Annotated in this window: 25 protein-coding genes and 1 tRNA gene; 15 read left to right on the forward strand and 11 right to left on the reverse strand. The window is 67.2% G+C overall.

What is annotated here, in order from left to right:
- The 6 genes from H7A72_RS07395 to der all read left to right on the forward strand — a co-directional run bounded on the left by H7A72_RS07395 (position 1) and on the right by der (position 5,843).
- Positions 1 to 888, forward strand: coding sequence for a ScpA family protein (locus tag H7A72_RS07395; RefSeq protein WP_185222139.1), 888 nt, complete (start codon positions 1 to 3; stop codon positions 886 to 888).
- Positions 881 to 1,534 (forward strand): SMC-Scp complex subunit ScpB, encoded by a 654-nt coding sequence (gene scpB, locus H7A72_RS07400; RefSeq protein WP_185222140.1) that lies wholly within the window; start codon positions 881 to 883, stop codon positions 1,532 to 1,534. Before H7A72_RS07395 ends, scpB begins: the two co-directional genes overlap by 8 nt.
- Positions 1,534 to 2,445, forward strand: coding sequence for a pseudouridine synthase (locus tag H7A72_RS07405; RefSeq protein WP_072624531.1), 912 nt, complete (start codon positions 1,534 to 1,536; stop codon positions 2,443 to 2,445). The genes scpB and H7A72_RS07405 overlap by 1 nt, the downstream gene beginning before the upstream one ends.
- A complete protein-coding gene (locus tag H7A72_RS07410) occupies positions 2,442 to 3,566 on the forward strand; it encodes a prephenate dehydrogenase (protein WP_185222141.1) in 1,125 nt (374 codons plus the stop codon). Before H7A72_RS07405 ends, H7A72_RS07410 begins: the two co-directional genes overlap by 4 nt.
- Before the next feature lie 22 nt (positions 3,567 to 3,588).
- Entirely contained in the window at positions 3,589 to 4,287 is a 699-nt protein-coding gene (cmk, locus tag H7A72_RS07415; protein ID WP_185222142.1) for a (d)CMP kinase, read from the forward strand.
- A 74-nt stretch (positions 4,288 to 4,361) separates the two neighbouring features.
- Entirely contained in the window at positions 4,362 to 5,843 is a 1,482-nt protein-coding gene (der, locus tag H7A72_RS07420) for a ribosome biogenesis GTPase Der (RefSeq protein ID WP_185222323.1), read from the forward strand.
- Here der and H7A72_RS07425 read toward each other — a convergent pair.
- Genes H7A72_RS07425 through H7A72_RS07435 form a run of 3 tightly spaced genes read right to left on the reverse strand, consistent with a single transcriptional unit; the run spans position 5,806 to position 8,586 of the window.
- A complete protein-coding gene (locus H7A72_RS07425; protein ID WP_185222143.1) occupies positions 5,806 to 7,419 on the reverse strand; it encodes a radical SAM protein in 1,614 nt (537 codons plus the stop codon). The genes der and H7A72_RS07425 overlap by 38 nt on opposite strands.
- A 14-nt stretch (positions 7,420 to 7,433) precedes the next feature.
- Complete coding sequence (locus tag H7A72_RS07430; protein WP_185222144.1) at positions 7,434 to 7,826, reverse strand: hypothetical protein; 393 nt, start codon at positions 7,824 to 7,826, stop codon at positions 7,434 to 7,436.
- Entirely contained in the window at positions 7,801 to 8,586 is a 786-nt protein-coding gene (locus H7A72_RS07435) for a prolipoprotein diacylglyceryl transferase (RefSeq protein ID WP_223277834.1), read from the reverse strand. Before H7A72_RS07435 ends, H7A72_RS07430 begins: the two co-directional genes overlap by 26 nt.
- Before the next feature lie 119 nt (positions 8,587 to 8,705).
- Between H7A72_RS07435 and H7A72_RS07440 the strand changes: the two genes are divergently transcribed.
- Positions 8,706 to 8,779: transfer RNA gene (locus H7A72_RS07440), tRNA-Pro, on the forward strand.
- Positions 8,780 to 8,834: 55 nt separating this feature from the next.
- Here H7A72_RS07440 and H7A72_RS07445 read toward each other — a convergent pair.
- The 3 genes from H7A72_RS07445 to H7A72_RS07455 form a co-directional block, all read right to left on the reverse strand.
- A complete protein-coding gene (locus H7A72_RS07445) occupies positions 8,835 to 9,263 on the reverse strand; it encodes an integrase core domain-containing protein (protein ID WP_255494288.1) in 429 nt (142 codons plus the stop codon).
- Positions 9,264 to 9,297: 34 nt separating this feature from the next.
- Positions 9,298 to 10,404 (reverse strand): IS110 family transposase, encoded by a 1,107-nt coding sequence (locus H7A72_RS07450; protein WP_084451329.1) that lies wholly within the window; start codon positions 10,402 to 10,404, stop codon positions 9,298 to 9,300.
- Between the two features lie 98 nt (positions 10,405 to 10,502).
- Positions 10,503 to 11,351, reverse strand: a complete 849-nt coding sequence (locus H7A72_RS07455; RefSeq protein WP_370543566.1) for a DDE-type integrase/transposase/recombinase — start codon at positions 11,349 to 11,351, stop codon at positions 10,503 to 10,505.
- Positions 11,352 to 11,756: 405 nt separating this feature from the next.
- On the opposite strand from H7A72_RS07455, the gene H7A72_RS07460 reads away from it, so the two are divergent.
- Genes H7A72_RS07460 through H7A72_RS07470 form a run of 3 tightly spaced genes read left to right on the forward strand, consistent with a single transcriptional unit; the run spans position 11,757 to position 17,646 of the window.
- Complete coding sequence (locus tag H7A72_RS07460) at positions 11,757 to 14,474, forward strand: DNA methyltransferase (protein WP_185222145.1); 2,718 nt, start codon at positions 11,757 to 11,759, stop codon at positions 14,472 to 14,474.
- A complete protein-coding gene (locus H7A72_RS07465) occupies positions 14,471 to 16,456 on the forward strand; it encodes a DEAD/DEAH box helicase (protein ID WP_185222146.1) in 1,986 nt (661 codons plus the stop codon). The genes H7A72_RS07460 and H7A72_RS07465 overlap by 4 nt, the downstream gene beginning before the upstream one ends.
- A complete protein-coding gene (locus tag H7A72_RS07470) occupies positions 16,453 to 17,646 on the forward strand; it encodes a GIY-YIG nuclease family protein (protein ID WP_185222147.1) in 1,194 nt (397 codons plus the stop codon). The genes H7A72_RS07465 and H7A72_RS07470 overlap by 4 nt, the downstream gene beginning before the upstream one ends.
- A gap of 45 nt (positions 17,647 to 17,691) precedes the next feature.
- Here the strand turns inward: H7A72_RS07470 and H7A72_RS07475 are convergent, their stop codons facing one another.
- Entirely contained in the window at positions 17,692 to 18,375 is a 684-nt protein-coding gene (locus H7A72_RS07475; RefSeq protein WP_185222148.1) for a hypothetical protein, read from the reverse strand.
- A gap of 235 nt (positions 18,376 to 18,610) precedes the next feature.
- Between H7A72_RS07475 and H7A72_RS07480 the strand changes: the two genes are divergently transcribed.
- A complete protein-coding gene (locus H7A72_RS07480; RefSeq protein WP_185222149.1) occupies positions 18,611 to 18,931 on the forward strand; it encodes a hypothetical protein in 321 nt (106 codons plus the stop codon).
- A gap of 71 nt (positions 18,932 to 19,002) precedes the next feature.
- On the opposite strand, the gene H7A72_RS07485 is transcribed toward H7A72_RS07480, so the two are convergent.
- The 4 genes from H7A72_RS07485 to H7A72_RS07500 all read right to left on the reverse strand — a co-directional run bounded on the left by H7A72_RS07485 (position 19,003) and on the right by H7A72_RS07500 (position 21,560).
- Positions 19,003 to 19,197, reverse strand: a complete 195-nt coding sequence (locus H7A72_RS07485; RefSeq protein WP_185222150.1) for a hypothetical protein — start codon at positions 19,195 to 19,197, stop codon at positions 19,003 to 19,005.
- Between the two features lie 79 nt (positions 19,198 to 19,276).
- The gene (locus H7A72_RS07490; RefSeq protein ID WP_185222151.1) at positions 19,277 to 20,605 is read right to left on the reverse strand and encodes a hypothetical protein; all 1,329 of its coding nucleotides are present in this window, start codon (positions 20,603 to 20,605) and stop codon (positions 19,277 to 19,279) included.
- A gap of 84 nt (positions 20,606 to 20,689) precedes the next feature.
- On the reverse strand, positions 20,690 to 20,881 hold the full coding sequence (locus H7A72_RS17135; RefSeq protein ID WP_370543567.1) for an abortive infection family protein: 192 nt from the start codon (positions 20,879 to 20,881) through the stop codon (positions 20,690 to 20,692).
- On the reverse strand, positions 20,838 to 21,560 hold the full coding sequence (locus H7A72_RS07500) for a hypothetical protein (protein WP_185222152.1): 723 nt from the start codon (positions 21,558 to 21,560) through the stop codon (positions 20,838 to 20,840). Before H7A72_RS07500 ends, H7A72_RS17135 begins: the two co-directional genes overlap by 44 nt.
- A gap of 185 nt (positions 21,561 to 21,745) precedes the next feature.
- Between H7A72_RS07500 and H7A72_RS07505 the strand changes: the two genes are divergently transcribed.
- From H7A72_RS07505 to H7A72_RS07520, 4 genes are read left to right on the forward strand one after another with little or no spacing between them, the layout of a single operon-like run.
- Positions 21,746 to 22,321, forward strand: a complete 576-nt coding sequence (locus H7A72_RS07505) for a hypothetical protein (protein ID WP_185222153.1) — start codon at positions 21,746 to 21,748, stop codon at positions 22,319 to 22,321.
- A complete protein-coding gene (locus tag H7A72_RS07510) occupies positions 22,314 to 22,469 on the forward strand; it encodes a hypothetical protein (RefSeq protein WP_185222154.1) in 156 nt (51 codons plus the stop codon). Before H7A72_RS07505 ends, H7A72_RS07510 begins: the two co-directional genes overlap by 8 nt.
- The gene (locus H7A72_RS16645) at positions 22,466 to 22,732 is read left to right on the forward strand and encodes a hypothetical protein (RefSeq protein WP_223277840.1); all 267 of its coding nucleotides are present in this window, start codon (positions 22,466 to 22,468) and stop codon (positions 22,730 to 22,732) included. Before H7A72_RS07510 ends, H7A72_RS16645 begins: the two co-directional genes overlap by 4 nt.
- The gene (locus H7A72_RS07520; protein WP_185222155.1) at positions 22,710 to 23,270 is read left to right on the forward strand and encodes a hypothetical protein; all 561 of its coding nucleotides are present in this window, start codon (positions 22,710 to 22,712) and stop codon (positions 23,268 to 23,270) included. Before H7A72_RS16645 ends, H7A72_RS07520 begins: the two co-directional genes overlap by 23 nt.
- The last annotated feature ends 28 nt before the right edge of the window (positions 23,271 to 23,298 follow it).

Below are 23,298 nucleotides of genomic sequence, written 5' to 3' on the forward strand. Positions count from 1 at the left end.
GTGGAGGCCGTCCCCGGCGGCGTCATCACCAAGCGTGGTGCAGAGCAGGCCTTCACCGTTCACCTGGACAACTTCGAGGGTCCCTTCGACCTGCTGCTCGGTCTGATCAGCAAGCACCAGCTCGACATCACCGAGATCGCGCTGGCGCGCGTCACCGACGAGTTCATGGCCCACCTGCGGGCGCTGCAGGCGAGCGAACCCTCCTGGGACCTCGGGCAGACGAGCGAGTTCCTCCTCGTCGCGGCGACCCTGCTCGACATCAAGGCCGCCCGCCTGCTGCCCAACACCGGCGACGGTGACGAAGAGGACCTCGAGCTCATCGAGGCCCGCGACCTGCTCTTCGCGCGCCTGCTGCAGTACCGCGCCTTCAAGGACGTCGCCGCCCACCTCGGCGAGACGATGCAGGCGACCGGGCGCATGACCGCCCGCCAGGCCGGCCTCGAGCCGCACCTGGCGCAGCTGCTGCCCGAGCTGGTCATCAGCATCACGCCCGAGCAGCTGGCGTTGATCGCCGCCCGGGCCCTGACCCCCAAGGAGCCCGAGACCGTCGGGCTGACCCATCTGCACGCGCCGGCCGTCAGCGTGCGCGAGCAGGCGGTCGTCGTCGTCGACCGACTGCGCAGCGAGGGCACGACGTCCTTCCGCGCGCTGGTGCGCGACGCCGACTCCACCCTCGTCGTCGTGGCCCGCTTCCTCGCGCTGCTTGAGCTCTTCCGTGACAAGCAGGTCGTCTTCGACCAGCCGGAGGCCCTCGGTGACCTCGAGGTGAGCTGGACCGGCAGCGACGAGGGCACCGTGGACGTCGGGGCCGAGTTCGACGAAGGGGAGGCTGCGCCCCCTTCGCCGGAGCAGGAGGACGCAGCGGACGTGGAGGACGACGATGACTGAACCCGAGACCCTGCCGGACCAGCCGCAGGACGACGCCGCAGCCTCGGAGGCGGAGACCGGCGACGACGTGCAGGTCGCCTTCGACGTCGGCGAGCTGCCCGGCGGTGCCCGCGCGGCGATCGAGGCCGTGCTCATGGTCGTCGAGGAGCCGGTGACCGACCACGCGCTCGCCTCTGCCCTGGAGCTGCCCGTCGAGGAGATCCGCGAGGTCCTCGACGACCTCGAGCGGCACTACGGCGACGGCACCCACGGGTTCACCGTGCGCAACGTCGGGGGAGGTTGGCGCTTCTACAGCCACCACGCCTACGCCCCGGTCGTCGAGCGCTTCGTCCTCGACGGCCAGCAGTCGCGGCTGACCGCGGCCTCCCTCGAAACCCTCGCCGTCGTCGCCTACCGCCAGCCCATCTCCCGGGCGCGGATCAGCGCCGTCCGCGGCGTCAACGTCGACGGTGTCGTGCGCACCCTGCTCACCCGTGGCCTGATCATCGAGGTGACCAAGGACGAGGAGTCCGGTGCCACGCTCTACGGGACGACGCCCTACTTCCTCGAGCGCATGGGCCTGAACTCCCTCGACGACCTGCCGCCCATCGCCCCCTACCTGCCCGACGCATCCGTGCTCGACGAACTCGTGAACGAGGCCCGCTGATGACCCCACCCCGCAACCGCCGTCCCGGAGGCCCCCAGGGTGCCCCCCGAGGCACCGGACCGAAGAAGCCCCCGCGCCCCGGCCGACGCCCCCAGCCCGACCGGGGGACCACCGGTCGCAGCCGCAAGGGCCAGCCCGACCTGGCCCCGGAGCCGCCGCGCCTGCCGACGATCGACGTCCACGACCCCGAGGGCACCCGCCTGCAGAAGGTGCTGGCCGCCGCAGGCGTCGGCTCCCGCCGCGCCTGCGAGCTGCTCATCGCCGAGGGCCGCGTCGAGGTCGACGGTCAGGTCGTCACCGAGCTCGGGGTGCGCGTCGACCCCCTTCGCCAGACCGTCCACGTCGACGGCGAGCGGATCCAGCTCGACGAGTCGCGGGTCTACCTCGCCTTCAACAAGCCTGCGGGCGTCGTCACGACGATGTCCGACGAGCTCGGCCGGCTCAACATCGGCGACTACGTCGCCGGCCGCCCGGAGCGGCTCTTCCACGTCGGGCGCCTCGACGCCGACACCGAGGGCCTGCTCATCCTCACCAACGACGGCGACCTCGCCCACCGGCTGCAGCACCCCGCCCACGGCGTGCTCAAGACCTACATCGCCGAGATCCCCGGGCCGGTGCCCAAAGACCTCGGCAAGACGCTGCGCGCCGGCGTCGAGCTCGACGACGGGCCGGTCCAGGTCGACTCCTTCCGCATCGTCGACTCCAAGCCGGGCAAGGCGATCGTCGAGGTGATCCTCCACGAGGGGCGCAAGCACATCGTGCGTCGCCTCCTCGAGCACGTCGGTCACCCGGTCATCTCGCTCGTGCGCACCCAGGTCGGGCCGATCACCCTCGGGTCGACGAAGTCCGGCCGCTGGCGGCCGCTCAGCCAGCGCGAGATCAGCGACCTCTACAAGGCTGCGGGGCTGTGACCGCCTCCACCGAGGCGAAGGGAGCGGCCTCCGCTCTGCCCCCCGTGCACGTCATCGGGACCGGCCTCATCGGCGCGAGCATCGGGCTGGCGCTCACCGCCGCCGGTGCCGACGTCACGCTCGAGGACCAGTCGGAGACCTCGGTCTCGCTGGCCCGTGACCTCGGGGCAGGACGGATCACCGGTGACGTCGCCCCCGGTGTCGTCGTCGTGGCCGCGCCGCCGGACGTCACGCCTCGGCTCGTCGTCGCCGCGCTGCAGCGGTGGCCCGAGGCCGTCGTCACCGACGTCGCGTCCGTCAAGCAGGTGATCCTCGCCGATCTCGTGCGCGCCGGCGTGGCCATCGAGCGCTATGTCGGCAGCCACCCGATGGCCGGCCGCGAGCGCTCGGGCGCGATCAGTGCGCGGGCCGACCTCTTCGAGGGCCGGGCGTGGGTGCTCTGCCCGCACGCAGGGAGCGACCCGGCCGCCACGCAGGTCGTCTCCCGGCTCGCCCAGGCCACGGGCGCCGCGGTCACGACCCTCAGCCCCGCCGACCACGACGCCGCCGTGGCCGCCGTCTCCCACGCACCGCAGGTCGCCGCCTCGCTCGTCGCGGCCCGGCTGGAGCACCTGAGCGAGCAGGCCGTGGGCCTGGCCGGCCAGGGCGTGCGTGACGTCACCCGGATCGCCGCGAGCGACCCCGGCCTGTGGACCCAGATCCTCTCCGGCAATGCCGGAGCCGTCGCACAGGTGCTGCGCGCGATGTCCCAGGACCTCGTCGGGATCGTCGAGGCCCTCGAGGCCCTGTCGACGGACCCGCACGTCGCGGACGCCCCCGGCGCCCGCGCGGTGCTCGCCCGCAGCATCGCCGACGGCAATGCCGGCCACGCCCGCATCCCGGGCAAGCACGGTGCGCCGCCGGCTGCCTACGCCGTGGTGCGGGTCGTCGTCGACGACCGCCCGGGCGAGGTCGCGCGGCTGCTCACCGAGATCGGCGAGGAGGGGGTCAACATGGAGGACCTGCGCCTCGACCACGGGCTCGGACTGCCCTTCGGCGTGGCGGAGATCTCCGTGCTCCCGGCTGCTGCGGGACCCCTCACCGAGGCCCTGCAGACCCGCGGGTGGCAGATCCACTCCTGAGCGGCGACTAGGCTGACCCCTCGTGACCAGCCAGCCCGCCCCCTTCGTCATCGGCATCGACGGACCCTCGGGATCCGGCAAGTCCAGCGTCTCGCGTGCCGTCGCCACCCGGCTCGGCGCCGGCTACCTCGACACCGGTGCGATGTACAGGGCCCTGACGTGGTGGTGCCGGCACACCGAGGTCGACCTCGGGGACGCCGACGCGATCATCGCGGCCGCCCTCGGCCTGCCGCTCGAGATCGGCGACGACCCGCAGGCGCCGACGGTCGCCGTCGACGGCACCGACGTCGCCGTAGCGATCCGCACCAGCGAGATCAGCTCTCTCGTCTCGACCGTCGCGACCGTGCCCGAGGTGCGCGTCGAGATGCAGCGACGTCAGCGCGCGCTCATCGACGACATCGCCGCGCGCCACGGTGCGTGCGTCGCCGAGGGACGCGACGTCACGACCGTCATCGCGCCCGACGCCCAGGTGCGCATCCTGCTCACCGCGAGCGAGGAGGCCCGGCTGCGGCGCCGCTCGCTCGAGGTGCACGGCGCCACCGACGAGGCGGCCATCGCCGCGACCCGTGACCAGGTCGTGCGCCGCGACCGCGACGACTCGACCGTCTCGCAGTTCACCGAGGCCGCGGAGGGTGTGACCGTCGTCGACACGTCCGATCTCGACTTCGAGGGCTCGGTCGCCGCGGTGATGGACGTCGTCGCTGCTGCGCGAGCGAGCTGACACCCCCTTCGACATCGGCGGCCGCGGCCGCCCACGGCTGCGACAATGGCCGTCACCACCGACTGACCAGGAGCATCGTGGACACCACCGAACCCACCGCATCCCACGGGGACGACGAGAGCGCCGAGGGCGTCGAGCGGGTGCTGCGTGCCGGGCTCGAGGACTTCGAGCTGACGCCCGAGGACCGCGCGATCATCGACGGCTTCCAGCCGGAGGCCGCCGAGGAGGCCGCCGGACCGCTGCCGGTCGTCGCCATCGTCGGCCGGCCCAATGTCGGCAAGTCGACCTTCGTCAACCGCGTCCTGCGCCGCCGTGAGGCGGTCGTCGAGGACACGCCGGGCGTCACCCGTGACCGGGTCGCCTACGACGCCGAGTGGTCCGGCCGGCGCTTCACGCTGCTCGACACGGGCGGCTGGGAGATCGGCGCCGAGGGCATCCACCTGCGCGTCGCCGAGCAGGCCGAGGTCGCCATCGAGATGGCCGATGTCGTCGTCTTCGTCGTCGACGCCGTCGTGGGCGCGACGGACGACGACGAGGCGGTCGTGCGCCTGCTGCGCAAATCCGGCAAGCCGGTCGTCCTCGTCGCCAACAAGGTCGACGACCAGCGCTTCGAGGCCGACGCCGCCGCCCTGTGGAACCTCGGTCTGGGCGAGCCGATGCCCGTCTCCGCCCTCCACGGGCGGGGGAGCGGCGACGCACTCGATGCCGTCCTCGACGTCATGCCGGAGGTCTCCGCGTCGGGCAAGGCCATGCCCGAAGGGGGTCCGCGTCGCGTGGCCCTCATCGGCCGGCCCAATGTCGGCAAGTCGAGTCTGCTCAACAAGCTCGCGGGGGAGGAGCGGGTCGTCGTCGACGACTTCGCCGGGACCACGCGTGACCCCGTCGACGAGATCATCGAGCTCGGCGGGCGTCCGTGGCGCTTCGTCGACACCGCCGGCATCCGTCGGCGGGTCCACCAGACCAAGGGCGCCGACTTCTACGCCTCGCTGCGTACCCAGGCTGCACTCGAGAAGGCCGAGGTCGCCGTGGTCCTCGTCGACACGCACGAGTCGATCACCGAGCAGGACCTGAGGATCATCAGCCAGGTCGTCGAGGCCGGGCGCGCGCTCGTCATCGCCTACAACAAGTGGGACATGCTCGACGAGGAGCGGCGCTTCTACCTCGAGCGCGAGATCGAGCGCGAGCTCGTGCAGACGCAGTGGGCGCCGCGAGTCAACATGTCGGCGCTCACCGGTCGCCACGTCGACCGGCTGACGCCGGCTCTCGACACGGCTCTCGACTCCTGGGACACCCGCGTGCCGACCTCGCGACTCAATGCCGTGCTCGGCGAGATCGCCTCGGCACACCCGCACCCGGTGCGCTCGGGCAAGCAGCCGCGGATCCTCTTCGCGACCCAGGCCTCGACCCGTCCGCCGCGCTTCGTCATCTTCGCCTCGGGCTTCATCGAGGCCGGCTACCGGCGCTTCCTCGAGCGTCGTCTGCGCGAGGAGTTCGGCTTCGAGGGGACGCCGATCGAGATCAGCGTGCGGGTGCGGGAGAAGCGCCGCCGACGCTGATCGGCAGCGAACGCACACCGACCTTCTGCCGGGCCAAGGGAGCCCACGCCTGGACCGCGCAGAAGGGGGCGCACTGGTCTCCCTTCGTCCCGCGGGTGCCGACGTGCACGCAGCACTGCGTCAGCCGCTCCTCGATCATCGTCTCGATGTCCATGAAGGGCTTGACGCTGATCCGCTTGACCCGCTCGCCCATGAGGCGGCGCAGCCGCTCGTGCTGACCGGGCAGGCGTGAGGTGACCAGCGTCGTGAGCGTCGACAGGCCGAGGTCGCAGGTCTGGCACACGGCCTTCCACAGGTCGCCGACCTGGGGGTGGGACAGGGAGGTCTGCTCGCTGAGCAGGCCGAGGACGGCGTCCTTGACGACCGCGCGCATCTGCTCGGGGATCGCCTGATCGGTGATCCGGTTGGCGAAGCTCTCCGGAGCGAGGTCCAGCCACTCCTTGAGCTGGTCGTGCCCGACGATGGCGGTGAGCGAGCGCCACGTGTCGGAGTCGTCCTTGAGCAGGTAGCCGACCGACGCGCAGTGCGGGTGGCTGCAGGGGAGCGCGGTCAGGTCGCGCCAGGTCACCCGACCATCGGTCTGCGGGCCCATCCGGGCGAGCACGCCGGTGTGGGTGAGCCGGTCGGTCGCGTCGATCGCCCAGGACCGGCCGGAGCCGAAGATCGGCTGGATCGACACCCCGCAGACGAAGGGGGTGTCCAGCGCCCTGGTGATGACGTGCCCGATCTCGTCGTCGTTGACGCCGAGGGCGGCGGTCATCGTCAGCGTCGTGAAGACCCCGGCCTTGCTCAGCCGGCGGATCGCCGCGTCCTTATGGGCGCGCAGGTCACCGCCGCGGTGGTGCATCGAGGCCTCGGCGCTCGACCCGTCGTACTGCAGGTAGACCTCGACCCGCTGCCGGTGACGGCGCAGCAGGTCCAGCAGCGCGTCGTCGCGGGCGATGAGCAGGCCGTTGGAGTTGATGAGGATGCGCACGACGGGCCGGGCGACGAGCTCGTCGAGCAGCCGCTCGAGCTGCGGGTGGAGGGTCGGTTCGCCGCCACTCAACATGAGCACGTCCAGCCGCCCGTCCTCGCGTGCCAGGCGGGCGTCGACGCTGGCCAGGACCTCCTCGACGGAGGCGACGCCCTGCAGCGCGGGGGCCGAGTCGGCGAAGCACGTGGGGCAGCGCAGGTTGCACTGCTCGGTGACGTCCTCCAGGAGGATGCAGGTGTGCTGGGTCTGCATCTCGGGCAGGCCGTCGAGGTAGGCCGAGGGCACCGGTGCGAAGTTGCCGACGACGTCGGGCACGTGCGACTTCGTCGGGGCCGTCCACTCCTCGAGGTAGGCGAGGATCTGCGGGTCCTCGTCGTAGAGGGTGCGCACGAGGCCGTGTTCGGGACAGCCGCGCTCGAGCCAGATCCTCCCTTCGCGCTCGGCCAGCCAGCCACTGAGCCGGCGCACGTCGGCGAGGTCGCGCTCCGGCTGCTCGTGGTGGCAGGTGGGGCAGAAGGCATTGACGTAGCGGTGGATCCGGTCGCCGCGAAGGGGGCGTCCCGGCCCCGCGTCGGGCTGGAGGGTGGGGCGTGGCGTCATGGCAGGAGAACTCCTCAGCCGTTGTAGGTGGCGAGGGCGCCGAAGAAGAAGACCGTGCACACCCCGGCGCTGGACAGGAGCCACACGCCGGAGGCGACGAGCGCCCCCACGCCCCAGCCGCGGGTGGAGTCGGGGACCATGAGCACGCACCCCCCGATGAGGAGTCCGACGGGGATGATGAGGATCGCGATGATCGCCATCCCCGTGAGGTCGGCCCCCGCCTGCCCGTGGACGAGGGAGTTGACTCCCCACGCCGCGAGGGCGATGAGGATCGGCCCGAGGATCCCGACGAGGGCCCCGAGTCCGGCGCCCGCCCCCAGTCCGAGGCCCGTGCGTGGGGACGGGGGAGAGGGCGGCCGATGCGGCGGGATCTGTGGCGGCTCACCCCACGACGGTGGCTGGCTCACGATCTCCTCCTCGAGGTCGGCGGATGGCGATGACGCTACGCCAGATGAGCAGCGGGAGGGTGACCGCGAGCACGAGCTGCGGTCGGGTCAGTCCCAGCCAGACGACCTCGTTGCCGCGCACGATCTCGACGGCGAAGCGGAAGAGGGCGTAGCCGGTGATGTAGATCGTGAAGAGGTCGGCGGCGTCCGCGAGCCGGTCGCGCCAGATCCACAGGGCGAGCAGCGCGAGCAGGTGGAAGGCGATCTCGTAAACGAAGGAGGGGTGCAGGGTCGTGCCGACCGGCACGCCCCAGGCGGCTGCGTCGGTGGCCGAGCTGACCGTGACACCCCACGGCAGGTCCGTCGGGGTCCCCGGGGCCTCGGTCAGCAGGCAGCCGATCCGCCCGACGGCCATGCCCGCGGCGACCGCCGGGGCGAAGAGCGCGCCGGTGCGCCAGCGCATGCCGGTGAGGCGCTTGCCGACGAGCACGGCGACGTAGGCGAAGGCGAGCCCGCCGAGGATGCTGCGGTTGCCGTAGACCCAGTGCAGGACGAGGCCGTCGTTGGCGCCGGGCTGGAGGTGCTGCAGCCACGTGCCCAGGCGCGCACCGACCGCGCCGAAGGCGACGGCCATCGCGACGAGCACCCAGATCCGTTCGTCGTCGACGCGCCGGCGACGCTTCTCGAGGGCGAGGACGATCCCGGCCGTGAGGACCCCGAGACCCACCCACAGGTCGTGGGTCATGGCCGGTGTCCAGGCCTGCGGGAGAGTCGGATCCATGCCCTCGATCCTGCCAGTCGGGCACGTCCTCCAGGCGTGACGCGAAGGGGCGGGGGCCGATTCGGTGACTGCCGGTGGCGTGGGATATTGTGGCGTTCGCTCCCGCAGGGGAGCAGCCACGGGCTGTGGCGCAGCTTGGTAGCGCACTTGACTGGGGGTCAAGGGGTCGCAGGTTCAAATCCTGTCAGCCCGACCGTGTGATGTCTCAGGACATCGGCATAGCCGGACCTACGTTTTTGTAGGTCCGGCTATTGCTTTTGTGGGCCGGGTTTTCGGCCGGTGGGTTGGTAGTCGCGGGTGGGGTCGAGGGTCAGCTCGCGCAGGATCTCGCCGGTGGCGGCGTTGATGATGCGGATCTCGAGGTCTTGGACGAGGAGCAGGACGTAGGTTCCGGCGTAGGGTCGGCCGACTCCGATGTGGTGCAGGCGTCCGTGGTGGCGCAGGGTGACGACGCCGGATTTGTCGATCTTGTCGGTGCGTACGCGTTCGTGGGTCGCGGTGGGGGTGCCGGGGGCGGCTTTGGGGCGGGCGGTGTACGCGGTGGCAGGGGTGGCGCGGTGCGGTAGGGATCGGTGGGGTCGCCGGTTGTTGTACTCGTCGCGGAACTCGTCGATCAGGGTTTGCAGGGCCTGGACGGTGGCGGGTTGTTCGGGTTGGGCGCGCAGCCACTTCTTCATCGTCTGCTGGAAGCGTTCGATGCTCCTATGTTCGTCAAGCGGCAGCGTGGACGATCTCGAGCCGGGGTTCGATGAGCGTGGAGCGTGGCAGGTTGTTGAAGACCTCGCGGGCGATGTAGCGCTTGAGGCAGCGGATGATCTCGCGCTTGCTCAGGCCTTCGGCGGTGCGTCGTTCGACGTAGTCACGAGTGGGCTGATGGTGTCGCATTCGGACGATCGTGACGATGTAGAGGGCGCTGTTGGCTGCTCGGTCGCCGCTGCGGCTGAGGCGGTGCCGTCCGGTGGTCCGCCCACTGCTGGCGGGTTGAGGTGCGACGCCGCAGAGCTTGGCGAAGGCGGCTTCATTGCGGATTCGGTCGGTGTTGTCGCCGGCGGTGACCAGGAACTGGCCGGCGATCTCGACCCCGACGCCATGCAGGTCCAGCAGCTGCGGTGCGGTGGCTCGGACCATCACGTCGATCTGCCGGTTGAGCGCCTTGATCTCTTCATCCAGGATCTTCCAGCGCCGCGCGAGGTCCCGCAGGGAGGTCTTCACCGCTGCCATGAGGAGGCGATCGGGGTCGTTGTTGAGCGAGAGGAGGTCGTCGGACTCGGGGCGCAAGCCAGCGCACTTGTTGACCAGCGTGCGCTTGGTCAGGTTGACCAGGTCGTCGCGCAGTGGCGATGGTGCGCCGATCATGACCCCCCAGAGCGTGTTGAAGGCCTGTGTGCGGGCCTTGACGGCGCTGGCTCTTGTCACCCGCAGGGTCCGGATCACCTCCACCGTCCCGGACTTGGCCTTCGGAATCGCGGTCGAGGTCTGAGCGAGAACTGCTCGCGCGATCTGCTCGGCATCGAGGCGGTCGGACTTGCCGTCCATGCGCCGCGCCTGCCGGTTCGGACGGTTCACCTCGACCACCCGCTGTCCGGCCCGGGTCAGCGCTCGAGTGAGGGTGGCGCCGAAGGAGCCGGTGCTCTCCACGCCGATCGCCTGGATCTGGCCGTGTTCGCGCATCCAACCCAGCAGGCTTCGATAGCCCGCATCATTGGCGGGGAACTCCTGATGTCCGAGTAGCCGGCCATGGTCGTCGACCACTGCCGCGTAGTGAGTGTGCTTGTGGGTATCGACGCCACCGATGACAGTGACCGCTGAGATTGTCATGCTGGGATTCGCTCCTCCGTTAGGGCTGATCTGACGGATGGGGCGAACCGGCCGGACGGGCGACAGGTCTGTGACGGGGCTTCTAGTCCAAGCTCCTATCAGGTCAGATCCGTCTGGCCGGCGCGCTCCACGGCGCTGCACCGGAACCGGCCGACAAATCGAACGCAGGACACCGTGGTCACACCTTGGCCGGGGTCAGACCGGCCGGTGCAGCACCACGCAACAGACTCACAGACCTTGCCGCAGGTCGTGGGGTGTGCGGGTCGGGAGTTCTTCTGGGTCACGCCCAGGGTGGCCAGGTGGGTTTCGAGGGCGTTCTTGCCGCCGCGGCCGCCGGCCAGTCGGGTGGTGAAGACCATCCCGTTGTCGGTCAGCGTGCTTGCGGGGCAACCGTGTTCGTCGATGGTGGCTTGGAACGCGGCCAGCACGATCGGGCCGGTGACTCGGGTGTGGGCACTGATGTGCAGGGCGCATCGGGAGTGGTCGTCCAGCCAGGTGAGGATTTCCACGTCGCGGCCGGTGGCCAGACGGTAGTGGGTGAAATCGGACTGCCAGGTCTCGTTGGGCTGCTCGGCTTCGAAGCGGATGTAGGAGGACTTCGGGCGCTTCTTCGGCTCGGGCACCACGCGTCCTGCTCGGGTCAGGATGCGGTTGATCGTGGCTCGGGAGGTCGTGACGTCGTGGTGGTGACGCAGGTGCCAGCCGATGGTCTCGGCGCCGGCGTCCAGGCCCCGCGCGCTCAGCTGGTCACGTAGCTGCAGCACGAGGTCGACCGTGGCCTGCGGGGTCGCGTTCGTGGAGGTTGCGGGGCGACGGGAGCGAGGCTCGAAGGCCTGCTCGCCCTCGGCGCGGTAGCGGGCCATCAGCTTGCTGATCCAGCCCTGAGAGACGCCATAGGTCCGGGCAACCTCGGACTGTGACTGGCCGGCCAGGACCGCGGTGATCACGAGACGACGTTTCGACATGCCCCAGCATCAGGACCCACACCATGCCGATGTCGTGAGACACCCCTATTCCGATGACTTGAGACACCCCATTCCGATGTCCTGAGCCAGCACACTGTCAGCCCGACCGAGTTCGTTGGTTTACCAACGGATACGCGGTCACCGAGGCGGTGAGGTCGGTCCAGATCGGACCGATGTCACCGCTGGAGTCACCGCAAGATCAGCGAAAGGCCCCGACACCACACGGTGTCGGGGCCTTCGCGTTGCCTCGACGGCACCCCTACCGCAGGGCAGACGGACAGCCCCGCATGGGATGGGCTGTCGGTGACCGGAGCGCCTGCTGAACGAGCTGAGCGACCGACCTTAGAGTGTCGAGTGCACGATCGGGTGCTTGACGAAGGGACTGGCGTGGCACGGCTCAACCTGAAGGCCATCGAGGAGCGCGTCGCACCCCTGGGCGGTCGCGAGTCCTACGACCGCGAGTTCATCTTCGACCTGCTCCTGGCCTACGGGAAGCCGCAGGGCAACGTCACGCGCCTGCGCAACGGCTCCCTCAGCGTTGCGGTGGACCCAGAGACCGAGGTCGCGCAGAAGAACGTCGTCTACTTCAAGGAGACGACCGATGACCCGCTGGCGGTCATCGACGAGCTGAAGACCTCCCCCGCGGTGGTGCGGTACAGCACCCGCTTCGTCATCGTCACCGACTACAACGAGCTCCTCGCGGTCGACATCAAGACCGGCGAGAACCTGATGATCCCGATCCGGGACATCAACCAGCACTTCACCTTCTTCCTGCCCTGGGCCGGCATGGAAAAGGCCCAATACGTCGCCGAGTCCCACGCCGACGTCAAGGCCGCCGAGCGCATGGGCAAGCTCTTCGACGAGCTGCTCGCCGCCAACCCCGGGCTGATGAACGGGACCAGCGGGCGCCACGCCCTCAACGTCTTCTTCACCCGGCTGCTGTTCTGCTTCTTCGCCGAGGACACCGGCATCTTCACCGAGACTCAGTTCACCAACGCCGTCGGCTCGCACACCCAGGCCGACGGTTCGGACGTCCACGACTTCCTGGCCGCGCTCTTCACCGCGCTGGACACCGAGGACCCGGCCGACAAGCCGCGCCACCTGGCCTCGTTCCCCTACGTCAACGGCAGGCTCTTCACGTTGAGCGCTGGCCTCGAGGTGCCGACGTTCACCAAGGCCGCCCGCGACCGGCTGATCGAACTCGGCACGTTGAACTGGAGCGAGATCAACCCCGACATCTTCGGCTCGATGTTCCAAGCGATCGTCTCGCCCGGCAAGCGCTCGGACCTTGGTCAGCACTACACGTCAGTGCCGAACATCCTGAAGACCATCGAGCCGCTGTTCCTCGACGGCATCCGGGAGCAGCTGGACTCCGGGTTCGACAGCGTCAGGAAACTCGAGGCCCTGCTGGAGCGGATCAGCGCGATCAAGGTCTTCGACCCCGCCTGTGGATCCGGCAACTTCCTGGTCATCGCTTACAAGGAACTGCGCAAGATCGAGCACGCGATCCTCGAGCGTCTCGCCGACCTCGACCCCAAGCACCAGGTGCTCTTCGCCGAGTCCAAGATCAATATCGAGAACTTCTTCGGCATCGAGATCGACGACTTCGCCGTCGAGGTCGCGATCCTCTCGCTCTGGATCGCCAAGCACCAGATGAACACAGAGTTCAAGGAAAAGTTCAACGTCTCGATCCCGCTGATCCCGCTCAAGGAGACCGGACAGATCCAGGCAGGGAACGCGACTCGGATCGACTGGGACTTGGTCTGCCCGAACGATGGTTCGACCGAGATCTACATCATCGGAAATCCGCCCTACAAGGGCGCAAAAACCCAATCGGCAGAAATGAAGGCAGACTACCCGTTTGTGTTCGGACGCCGTCCATACAGCAAGAACCTCGATTACATCGCCCTCTGGTTCGTCAAGGGTGTCGACTACATTGAAGGCACGCGCGCAGAACTGGCGTTTGTGACCACGAACTCCGTATCTCAGGGCGAGCACGTCGGACTGATGTTTCCTATGATCTTCGCCCGAGGCGTCGAGATTGGATACGCGTACACATCCTTCAAGTGGGAAAACAATGCCAAGCGTAATGCGGGCGTCACCGTCTCGGTCATCAGCCTGCGAAACGCATCGCGTGCGCCGAAGTACTTGTACACCGGAGATCTCCAAATCACCGCCACCAACATCAACGGGTACCTTGCCGACGGCGAGAACATATTCGTACTAAAGCGAACGACGCCGATCTCGATCCTCCCGCCCATGTCCTTCGGGAGTATGCCCAACGAGGGTGGTGCCCTTGTTCTCTCAGAAGCAGATCGGGCTCTCCTCCTACAGGGAGCGCCGCGGGCGGCGAAGTTCATTAAGCGCTTCATGGGCGCCAGTGAATTCATCTCAAGCACTGACAGGTACGCATTGTGGATCGAGTCGTCGGAACTTGACGAAGCCTATTCGATCCCCGAAATAGCGGGCCGGATCGATCGCGTGGAGCAGAACCGAAGCGTGAGCGACCGACCTTCGACTAAGAAGCTTGCGGAAATTCCGTATCGCTTCGGCGAAGTTCGCTACAAGCCCACCAACTCCATTATCGTCCCAAGCATCTCGTCCGAGCGGCGTACCTACATCCCGATCGGCTTCCTCGGGCCGGACGTGGTCATCTCGAACAAGGGCTTCGCCGTTTACGACGCCGAACCGTGGGTATTCGCACTGCTCACTTCGAGAATGCACATGGCCTGGGTGAGCGCGGTTTCTGGGCGTATGCGACTCGACTACCAATACTCGAACACCATCGTGTACAACAACTTTCCAGTGCCGCCGCTCACCGATGGGCTGAAGGATCGACTGACCACGGTGGCTCTTCGGGTGCTCGACGTTCGCGAGTACCACTGCGAGCGAACCCTGGCGGAGCTGTACGACCCGGACCTCATGCCGGATGACCTCCGTCAGGCCCATGCCGAGGTCGACGCGCTAGTCGACTCGATCTACTCCAAGCGCGGCTACGAGACCGACGAGCAACGGCTGTCGCACCTCTTCGGTATGTATGAAGCCATGACTGCCGAGGAGGCCGCCAAGGCTCCCGCGAAGAAGACCAGGGGTGCACGCAGGTGAACGCGATCAAGAAGCCGGTCAACATTGTCGATGTGACCTATGCCCAGACGGGTGCTTCGGTGCACGTCGACCCCATGGGCATGCGCGAGATGCAGCAGCGCGCCTTCGCCAAGCGCGACGCCCAGCACCTGCTGATCAAGGCCCCGCCGGCGTCGGGCAAGTCCCGTGCGCTGATGTTCATCGCGCTCGACAAGCTCTACAACCAGGGTCGCAAGAAGGTCATCGTCGCGGTGCCGGAGCGGTCGATCGGTGGGTCCTTCGCCTCGACCAATTTGACCAAGTTCGGGTTCTTCGCCGACTGGGAGGTCAAGCCCGAGCACAACCTGTGTGACCCTGGCTCGTCGCAGGGCAAGGTCGGCGCCTTCATCGACTTCCTCAACGGTCCGGATGCCGTCCTGGTCTGCACGCACGCGACCCTGCGGTTCTCCTTCGAGAAGCTGGCGCCCGACGCCTTCGACGGCACCGTGCTCGCGATCGACGAGTTCCACCACGTCTCCGCCGACACCGAGTCCAGCCGCCTCGGAGCACTCCTGCGTGAGGTCATGAACGGCTCCGACGTGCACATCGTAGCGATGACCGGTTCGTACTTCCGTGGCGACTCGGTGCCGGTGCTGTCGGCCGAGGACGAGGCCCGGTTCACACCGGTGACATTTAACTACTATGACCAGCTCAACGGGTACGAGCACCTGCACTCGCTCGGCATCGGGCACCACTTCTACCAGGGGCGCTACACCGACGCGATCAGCGAGGTGTTGGACCTGGACAAGAAGACGATCATCCACATCCCGAACGTGAACTCGGGCGAGTCCACCAAGGACAAGATCGAGGAGGTCGGGTTCATCATCGACTCGATCGGCCACGTCGAGTCCACCGACAGCGACACCGGCATCATCACCATCCGACGGGCCGATACCGGAGCAATGCTCCGCCTGGCCGACCTCGTCGACGACACCGATCAGAAGAAGCGCGCTGACACGCTGCACTACCTGTCGACGGTTGCATCTAAGGACTCTGGCGCCGTCGACGTGATTCTGGCTCTCGGAATGGCCAAGGAGGGCTTCGACTGGCCGTACGCCCAGCACGCCCTCACCGTCGGTTACCGCGCGTCGCTTACCGAGGTCATCCAGATCATCGGGCGTGTCACCCGCGACTCGCCGGGCAAGGACCACGCTCAGTTCACCAATCTGATCGCCGAGCCGGACGCCTCCCAGAGCGAGGTGAAGGTGTCCGTCAACAACATGCTCAAGGCGATCACCGCCTCGCTGCTCATGGAACAGGTCCTGGCGCAGAACTTCGAGTTCAAGACGAAGCGCTCGGCGGACGACGACGCCACCCCACCCGGGGTCATCAAGATCAAGGGCTTCAAGGAGCCGTCAACACCGCGGGTGAAGCAGATCGTCGAGACCGACCTCAACGACCTCAAGGCGACCATCCTGCAGGACGACACGTTCGCGAAAGCGGCGGCCGGGTCGGTCGACCCGGAGACGACCAACAAGGTGCTGATCCCCAAGATCATCCGCGAGCGGTACCCCGACCTGGACGAGTCGCAGGTCGAGGAGCTGCGCCAGCAGGTCGTCGTCGACTCCGTAATCAAGAACGGCGAAGTGCGCCAGGTCGGCGACAAGCGGTTCATCAAGATGTCCGAGAAGTTCGTGAACATCGACGACATCAACATCAACCTGATCGACTCGGTCAACCCGTTCCAGCGCGCCTTCGAGGTCATGTCGAAGTCCGTCACACCATCGGTCCTGCGGATCATCTCCGACGCGATCACGGCCACCCGGGTCGAGATCACCGAGGAGGAAGCCCTGGCCGCCTGGCCGAAGGTCCAGCAGTGGGCGAAGGTGAACGGTCGACGCCCGAACGTGCGATCGGACGAGCCGACGGAGAAGAGATACGCCGAGATCGTGCTGTTCCTACAGAGGAAGAAGCAGGAGCGCGAGGCAGCCCAGCGGACGACCGAGAAGGCAGACGAGGTATGAGCGAGACCAATCTGGACGCTGCTGACGCGGCTGCGCCGACCAGCATCGATGCTCTGCTGGAATCAGACGTCGATGGCCTTCTGGACGCACCTCAGAAGCCGACCAAGGTCACGGCGGCCGACCGTCTGGAACGGGCATTCCTGGAGGTGGTCGAGTTCCGACGGACGCACGGCCGCGTGCCTGACTCCACGACTCGCGAGATCGCCGAACGGAAGCTCGGAGCCCGCCTCGACGGGATACTCGCCAACGAGGAAAAGATCGCGGCCCTCAAGCCCCTGGACGAGTTCGGTCTGCTGGAGACACCGGAGGCCCCCGCATCGATCGATGACCTGCTCGGCGACGACGAACTCGACCTCCTCGACGACGAGTCCGGGCTGCTGGACGTGTCAGACCTCCCGGTGCGCAAGGCGCCCGAGGAGGCCGACTCGGTCGCCAAGCGCAAGAAGTGTCTCGACTTCGACCGGTTCGAGCACCTCTTCAAGACCAAGCACGCCGAACTGGCGGACGGAACTGCCCAGATCGCGCAGTTCAAGGGTCTGCGCACCGTCACGGAGGGCCGGTTCTTCGTCCTCAACGGGGTCATGCTCTTCGTCGCGGAGGTCGGCGAGACCCGCGAGATGATCGTCGGCGGCAAGCCCGAGCAGAAGCAGCGGCTCCGCGTCATCTTCGAGAACGGCACCGAGTCCTCGATGTACCGGCAGTCGCTGTCGATCCGATTGTTTGAGCAGGACGGTCAGTCGGTCGTCCAGACTGGCCTCAGCGACGCCGAGGAGATCCTCGAGGGCGACACAGCCAGCGGCAACATCTACGTTCTCCGGTCGCTCAGCGATGATCCGCAGATCGCCCAGATCGACAACCTGCACAAGATCGGCTTCACGCGAGGAACCGTCGAGGCGCGGATCAAGAACGCCGAGACGTCGCCGACCTACCTGATGGCCCCGGTGGAAGTCGTAGCTAGCTACCGCACCTACAACATGCGGGCATCGGCGCTCGAGAACCTGCTGCACAGGGTCTTCGCTGACGTAAGACTGGACCTGACCCAGGCCGACCGGAAGGGCCGAAGGTATGACCCCACCGAGTGGTACGTCGTCCCGCTCGACGTCATCAATCAGGCGATCCACCTGATCATCTCCGGCGACATCGTGAACTTCGAGTACGACCGATCGGCGCAGAGGCTCGTCGCTCGCTGAGCCCGGCCGACCCTGCGCAGCTATCCGACGACGCGCCGACCGCTGTCAGGCGGTGAGTTCGCGACCGGAAGCTGCTCGCCAAATGACATGGTCCAGGGTTCGCGGGCTGACCTCGAGCACCTGCGCGGCAGCCATGACCAACTCGATCGCGTGGTTGGTGGTGAGCACCACCTCGGCTCCAAGCGCCTGCTGCAAGAACCTCAGGATCATGCGGTCCGGCTTCACCGACGGCAGGCCCGCGAGCAGCAGCAGGTAGGAGTACGTCACACCGGAGCGCTGGCTCGGCAGCTTCTTCCATGCGTTGTGGATGGGGTTGTCCGTGGGGCTCGCCCTGACCACCGCGACCAAGTCCTCAACAGTGTCGATGTCGTGGTCGACCATGAGCTGGGCGGCCTGCTGGATCACCTCGGCCTTCAGCAGTGCACCGGGCTTCGTGTGCGCAGGCTTCAGGTTGTCCGCGACGGTCTCCGCCCATGCACGAGCGCCACCGGCCGCGGCCATCGATTGCAGAAGGGCGGCGGCGCCGTCGTTGTGTCCATGGGCTGTCCGATATCGGTTCACCACGTTGACCACTGATCGGTAGTGCGATCCGGTCGAGTAGATCGAGTCGATCAAGCACAACGCGAGACTGCTCGGGTACCCCTCTGGCTCGATCCAGAGCTCCTGTTCTCCGAGTGTGTTCCTGCAGTAGGCGACTAAGGCATCGACGTCCTGCTGGGCGACTGACATCGGCTTCCTCCTGAGCGCCGTGGAGCAACCTCGAGCTGGGCCAACTCTACGGAGCGTCGCGGTGGCATCTGCCGGCGCTCCTTGAGAGAATGTGACATCGGTGAAATGCCTCTATGAGGAAGGCGTCCTCCCCGGCTACATGAGGCCGGGCGAACGCCCGGCCCGGGTCTAATCGAGGGTCTGAAGAAGTGCCGCGATCAAGACGTGGCCGCCCTGATGTAGAGGAGAGATCACCATGCACACGACCCAACTCGACCGGCTCGGCTACGACACGCAGGCCATGGGCCTCATGCCGGGCTTGGACTACGTGCCCGACGTCGTGGACACCGAGGACGGCCTGACCACGGACTTCGTTCACCGGTCGTTCCTGCAGCTCTCGCAGTTGGACGAGATGGGCGGCATGAGCGTGCTCGGTGGCTCCGCCGACCGGCACGAGGGCATCCGCTTCGCGCTGGAGGAGGAGATCGACCTCCTCTCGGCAGTCGACCACTTCGGCGACTATGCGCAGCAGCGGCGAGTTCGCGAGCTCATCGCGGCCGGGAAGGTCATCAACTAGCCAGTCACATCCATGAAGCCCGACAGCTCCGGCTGTCGGGCTTTCCTGTCGTGCCGAGGGTCCGTGAATGCTCAGTCAGCCGCCGGGCGGTGCCGATCGTCGGGACTCGACGATTCGTGCTGTTGGTTGGTCAACTCGGGCGGTGCCGACCGGGCACTTGCCAAACGGATGATCCACTCTTCGCTCTGGCGCCCGTCCGCCCGATCCAGAGCCATCAGCAGCCGAGCGTTGTCGACCTGGTCCTGAGTCACCTTGATCGTGGCCATCGTCACCCCCTGTATGCGTCAATGGTCGCGCTGCCGGTGGCACTGGGCAATACCTGCCGCGATGAACTCCTGACAGGTCTCATTTGGCGGAGCCGCCGTCTCCATCACCGGCGTCTACGGGGAAGACTTGAAAGAGCAAGTCGGAAGCCATGACGACCGCCCGAGTTGGCACCGCGATCTCTCCTCGGGTCACCACGTCGCTGTCCTCCTCGGTGAGCGTCCAGGTCACCGCAACGGTGCTCGCTTCGAGGTCACGCGCAACAACCACGTAATCGTCCCCCTGGGTCGACCATGGCGTGTCGGGCCGCAGAGAGGCCGGACTCAGGACGACCTCGACGTCTTCAGTTATGTTCTCCCAGGCCACGGGATAGGCATGAGGACGGAGCCTGAGCGCGTCAAGGCGTGCTGCACCGCTGAACGGATCGCGAGCTCGCACAACCGGTTCCAGCACCTTGTCGAGTACGGCATCCTCGGCGTCGCGGAAGTCGAACGCTTCGCAACGATGGAACGTCAAGACGATCTGCGGCCGGGCAACGTACCGTCCGTGACTTGTGACGCGGATGCCGGATCCAGCCAGTCCGACGCCCAGGAGGTACTCACGGCCACGAGCAATATTCGAGCCTCGATCCAGCCGCCACGCTGCGAGCCTCTCAGCACGTTCTTCTGGCGATAGCGGCTGACGACCAAACGCGAGCGGCTGGAATGCCAGCGGAGAAGCTGGGCGGCCCGTTAGTTGCCTTCGGAACCGCTCGTCCTCCCCGTCATAGAGGATTTCCAGCACCTCCTCGACACGATCAACTCGGTTGACCGGTCCGACGATCTGCACGTCGAGGTCCAGCGGGGGCTTCGCGCCGCCCTTCGCGCGTTGGACGAGCGCCAGGAGATCACCGCTGCGAGCTGGCCTGGTGTTGCTGGCGCCACGCACGTACACCGCACCGTCTTCGAGGTTGTCGCGACGGTCATCGCCTTGGTAGGTCTTGTGGCATGGGAAGGGCGGCTGACCGTCCTGCGGTGGCTGCGCGATGATGAACAGCACCTCATGCTCGGCATCAACGTTGAGCCGGCCGAACTCGAACGGTGGGAACTGCGATCCGAGGTACGGCCGCAGTCGGTCCTCGAGCTCGTGCGCCTCGAGGCCGCGCCGCACTCCACGGGCCGTGCCTGCCTCCGCACCGATCACAAGGACGGCGTATCCGTGAAAGTGTCGGATCGCTTCGTGCGGAAGTCGATTGGCTGCCCCCAGCAGGAACTTCGCCACCTTCGCCGTCCCGGCCTTGCTGGTGAGATCCAGCGTGCTTTTCGCCTCTAGGTACGTCGTCTCAGCCGCGTCGCCGACAGCCACGACGTGGTCCAGGATTCCCTGCCACGCTCGTTCGCCCAAGGGGACGGCATCGGTGTTGAGGGTCATGGGCGCCAGGCCGGAGCTGTAGCGGTCATGTGGTTCATGTTGGCACCAGCTACCGACAGCGTCGTCTGCCTCGCGGAACGTTGCTCAGGGCTCAGTGACGGTGATGCCATGACCATCACGCCGCCAAGGTGCCGACGGGTCCGCGAGCGTCTCCAGCATCAACTGGCACCACACGTGCGCGGAACCTACGACGAGACGAGCATGTCGAGGCCGAACCCAAGCGGGCACTTCTTCAGCGCCATGGTCGACGCCAACCTGATTCCTGATCTCGGTCACGCTCTGTGTGAGGGTGACCAGCGATTGCAGCGCTTGGCGCAGGGGCCCGATCTTCGTCGCTCACGGACTTCGCCGCGAGCCCGAGCGACTCCTGCGCGGCATTCACGAGTGCCGGGACTTTGGCGGCACGGGTGTACGTCTGGTTTCGCGCAGTCAGGACGCACTTCGCGGTGGATTCGATCAGCGCCTTGGCGGTGCTGATCGCCAGGCGCGGGTCTGAATCAACGCTGTCCCCCAAACGGCGAAGATGGTCAAGAATCGCGTCGGGGTCTTCCAGGGCATTGAGAGCGTGCTCAGTCAGAGCAGCCCCTGCCAGCCGCGCGACACGCACCTCGCCCGTTGCCTCGTTGACATCGAATCCGTCCGCGCGCAGGATCCGTACCCACTTGTCTCGTCGCGCGCTGTCCATCGACTCTGCATCGGTCGTCTCCCCCACAATTTGCTGCAGTAGCTCGCTGAGCACGGCCGCCAGCTTGCCCGCATCGGGTGCGGTCTCCAGGTCGAGTGTGGACAAGTATCTGCGCATCCGTTCACGCCTGACGCTCTCGTCACGCTCGCTTGGCTGCGGTGGCCCGAGCTGGATGCCATGGTCGTCGAACAATGCATCAATCTGCCGTAGTGGGGTGTCTGTCAACTCCGTCGAGAGCAGGCGCATCACCCGAGGACTGAAGGTGGCCATGTCGACAGCCTCCCACCGCCTCGATGAGGCCAACCGGACATTGGCTGCCGTGTCTCGTGGTCATCTCTGACGAGACATCGCGGTCCCGGTCGGCAGCAGCCGCGACCGGGCCGTCTCGGTGTCTCATTCGCACTGATCCGGACACAGGGGATTTCTGAGACATCCCACGGTGGCACGGTGATCGGATGACCGAGAACCTTTCTGCGCTGCTGGCGACCGAGCTCGAGCGACTCGAGGCCACCATCTCTGCTGCCGACGCCCCCGACGAGGTCATCCTCGACATGTCGACGACGACGTCCCTGGGGTGCTCTCTCATGGCGAGCATCGTGGAGCCTGAGCCCGGAACCGCCGGACCGATGATCGTGGCCCACGCCGACATTTCGCCGGGCGGTCGCATCGCAGATGCCCGAGTCGAGGCCCTTGACGGCGACGAGACGATCACCCGCCACGTGGAACCCGGCACCGCACTGCATCGTGCGCTGGCCGTGTGGTTCCGAGACGTATGGGACAGCTGGGACGAAGTGCCGGAGGATACCCCCGGTGAGGTGCTCGGCGTCGCCGTGTCGGACCTGCGATCCGGCGACGAGGTCGTCCGGCTGGGTCTGACCGTGGCCAGCGTCGAGGACGGCGGCCAGAACTCCTCGGGCGACCCGGTGCTCGTCGTGACCTTCGAGGAGGTCGTGGGCACCGAGGTGTGGCCGGCGAGCAGGATGCTCACGATCATCCGCGCTGACGGCCATGAGGTCGACAGCGATGGGTGACGTCATCCCGCTGTCGCCGCGGTCTCCGGATGGTGACGGCGACGACGACAGGCCGACCCGGGTGGTCTTCGAGATCGGCGGGCAGCACTTCGAGATCGTGCTCACCGACGACGAGGTCGCGAGGCTGGCGCGCGACCTCGAGACGTGACCAACCTCGTCGGCAGTTCGGCCTTCCTACTTCGTACGGTGCCGGTAGAAGCTCGACCGACTCCAGCCAATCATTCGCACCGCCTCGGCGATGGTGAGACAAGTGGCAACCTCATGAGCATCTCGATCCTTCGAACCGCCGACGCCTGGTGGGTCCAGACCACCGAGGGCGCCGTTCGGGTCGACACCTCGGCGACGACCACCGGAGAACTGCTCGCCGACCGTGCGGCCGGCGACCGGGATGGTCGGCACCATCAGTCCTGAGGACTACGACGGGATCGCCGAGCTCCGCTTCGCGGGTGTCGTCGGAGCCGTCCGCAACATCCCGCACTCCAAGGCTGTCTACTTCGACGAGCAGAACCCCTTCGAGACCGTCATCGGCTACCAGACCGGCCAGTCTCGAGGGCGGTGGTGGACCGAACGACTCGACGACAGCGTCGGGCATCGGACCGTCGTCATGATCCGGCAGCGCAAGGGCACCCGGTCCCGTGATTTCCGCACCTTCATCCACGACGAGCTGGGACGAGCGTTGCACGGGGCCGGCGCCCAGGATCTGCGCACGTACACCTTCATGCGCTACATCGCAGCCATGTGGAGCACCCCGGGCGTGAACCACGCGGGCCCTGCGCACCGCCGCCACCACGCGGCTTTGGTCATCGGAGCCGACTCCCGCCAGCAGTTCGACGACATCCTCAAGTCCACGGACGTGGCCGCTGTCATCGATCGTCAGGAGCGGCACATCACCGCAGCACACGCCTACACCGTCGATCGGACCGTTCCCGGCATCAGGATGAAGCCGTGAAGGTCACCGACGAGCCCGGCCCGACTGA

Source organism: Janibacter sp. YB324 (assembly GCF_014217915.1).
Lineage (GTDB): Bacteria > Actinomycetota > Actinomycetes > Actinomycetales > Dermatophilaceae > Janibacter > Janibacter indicus.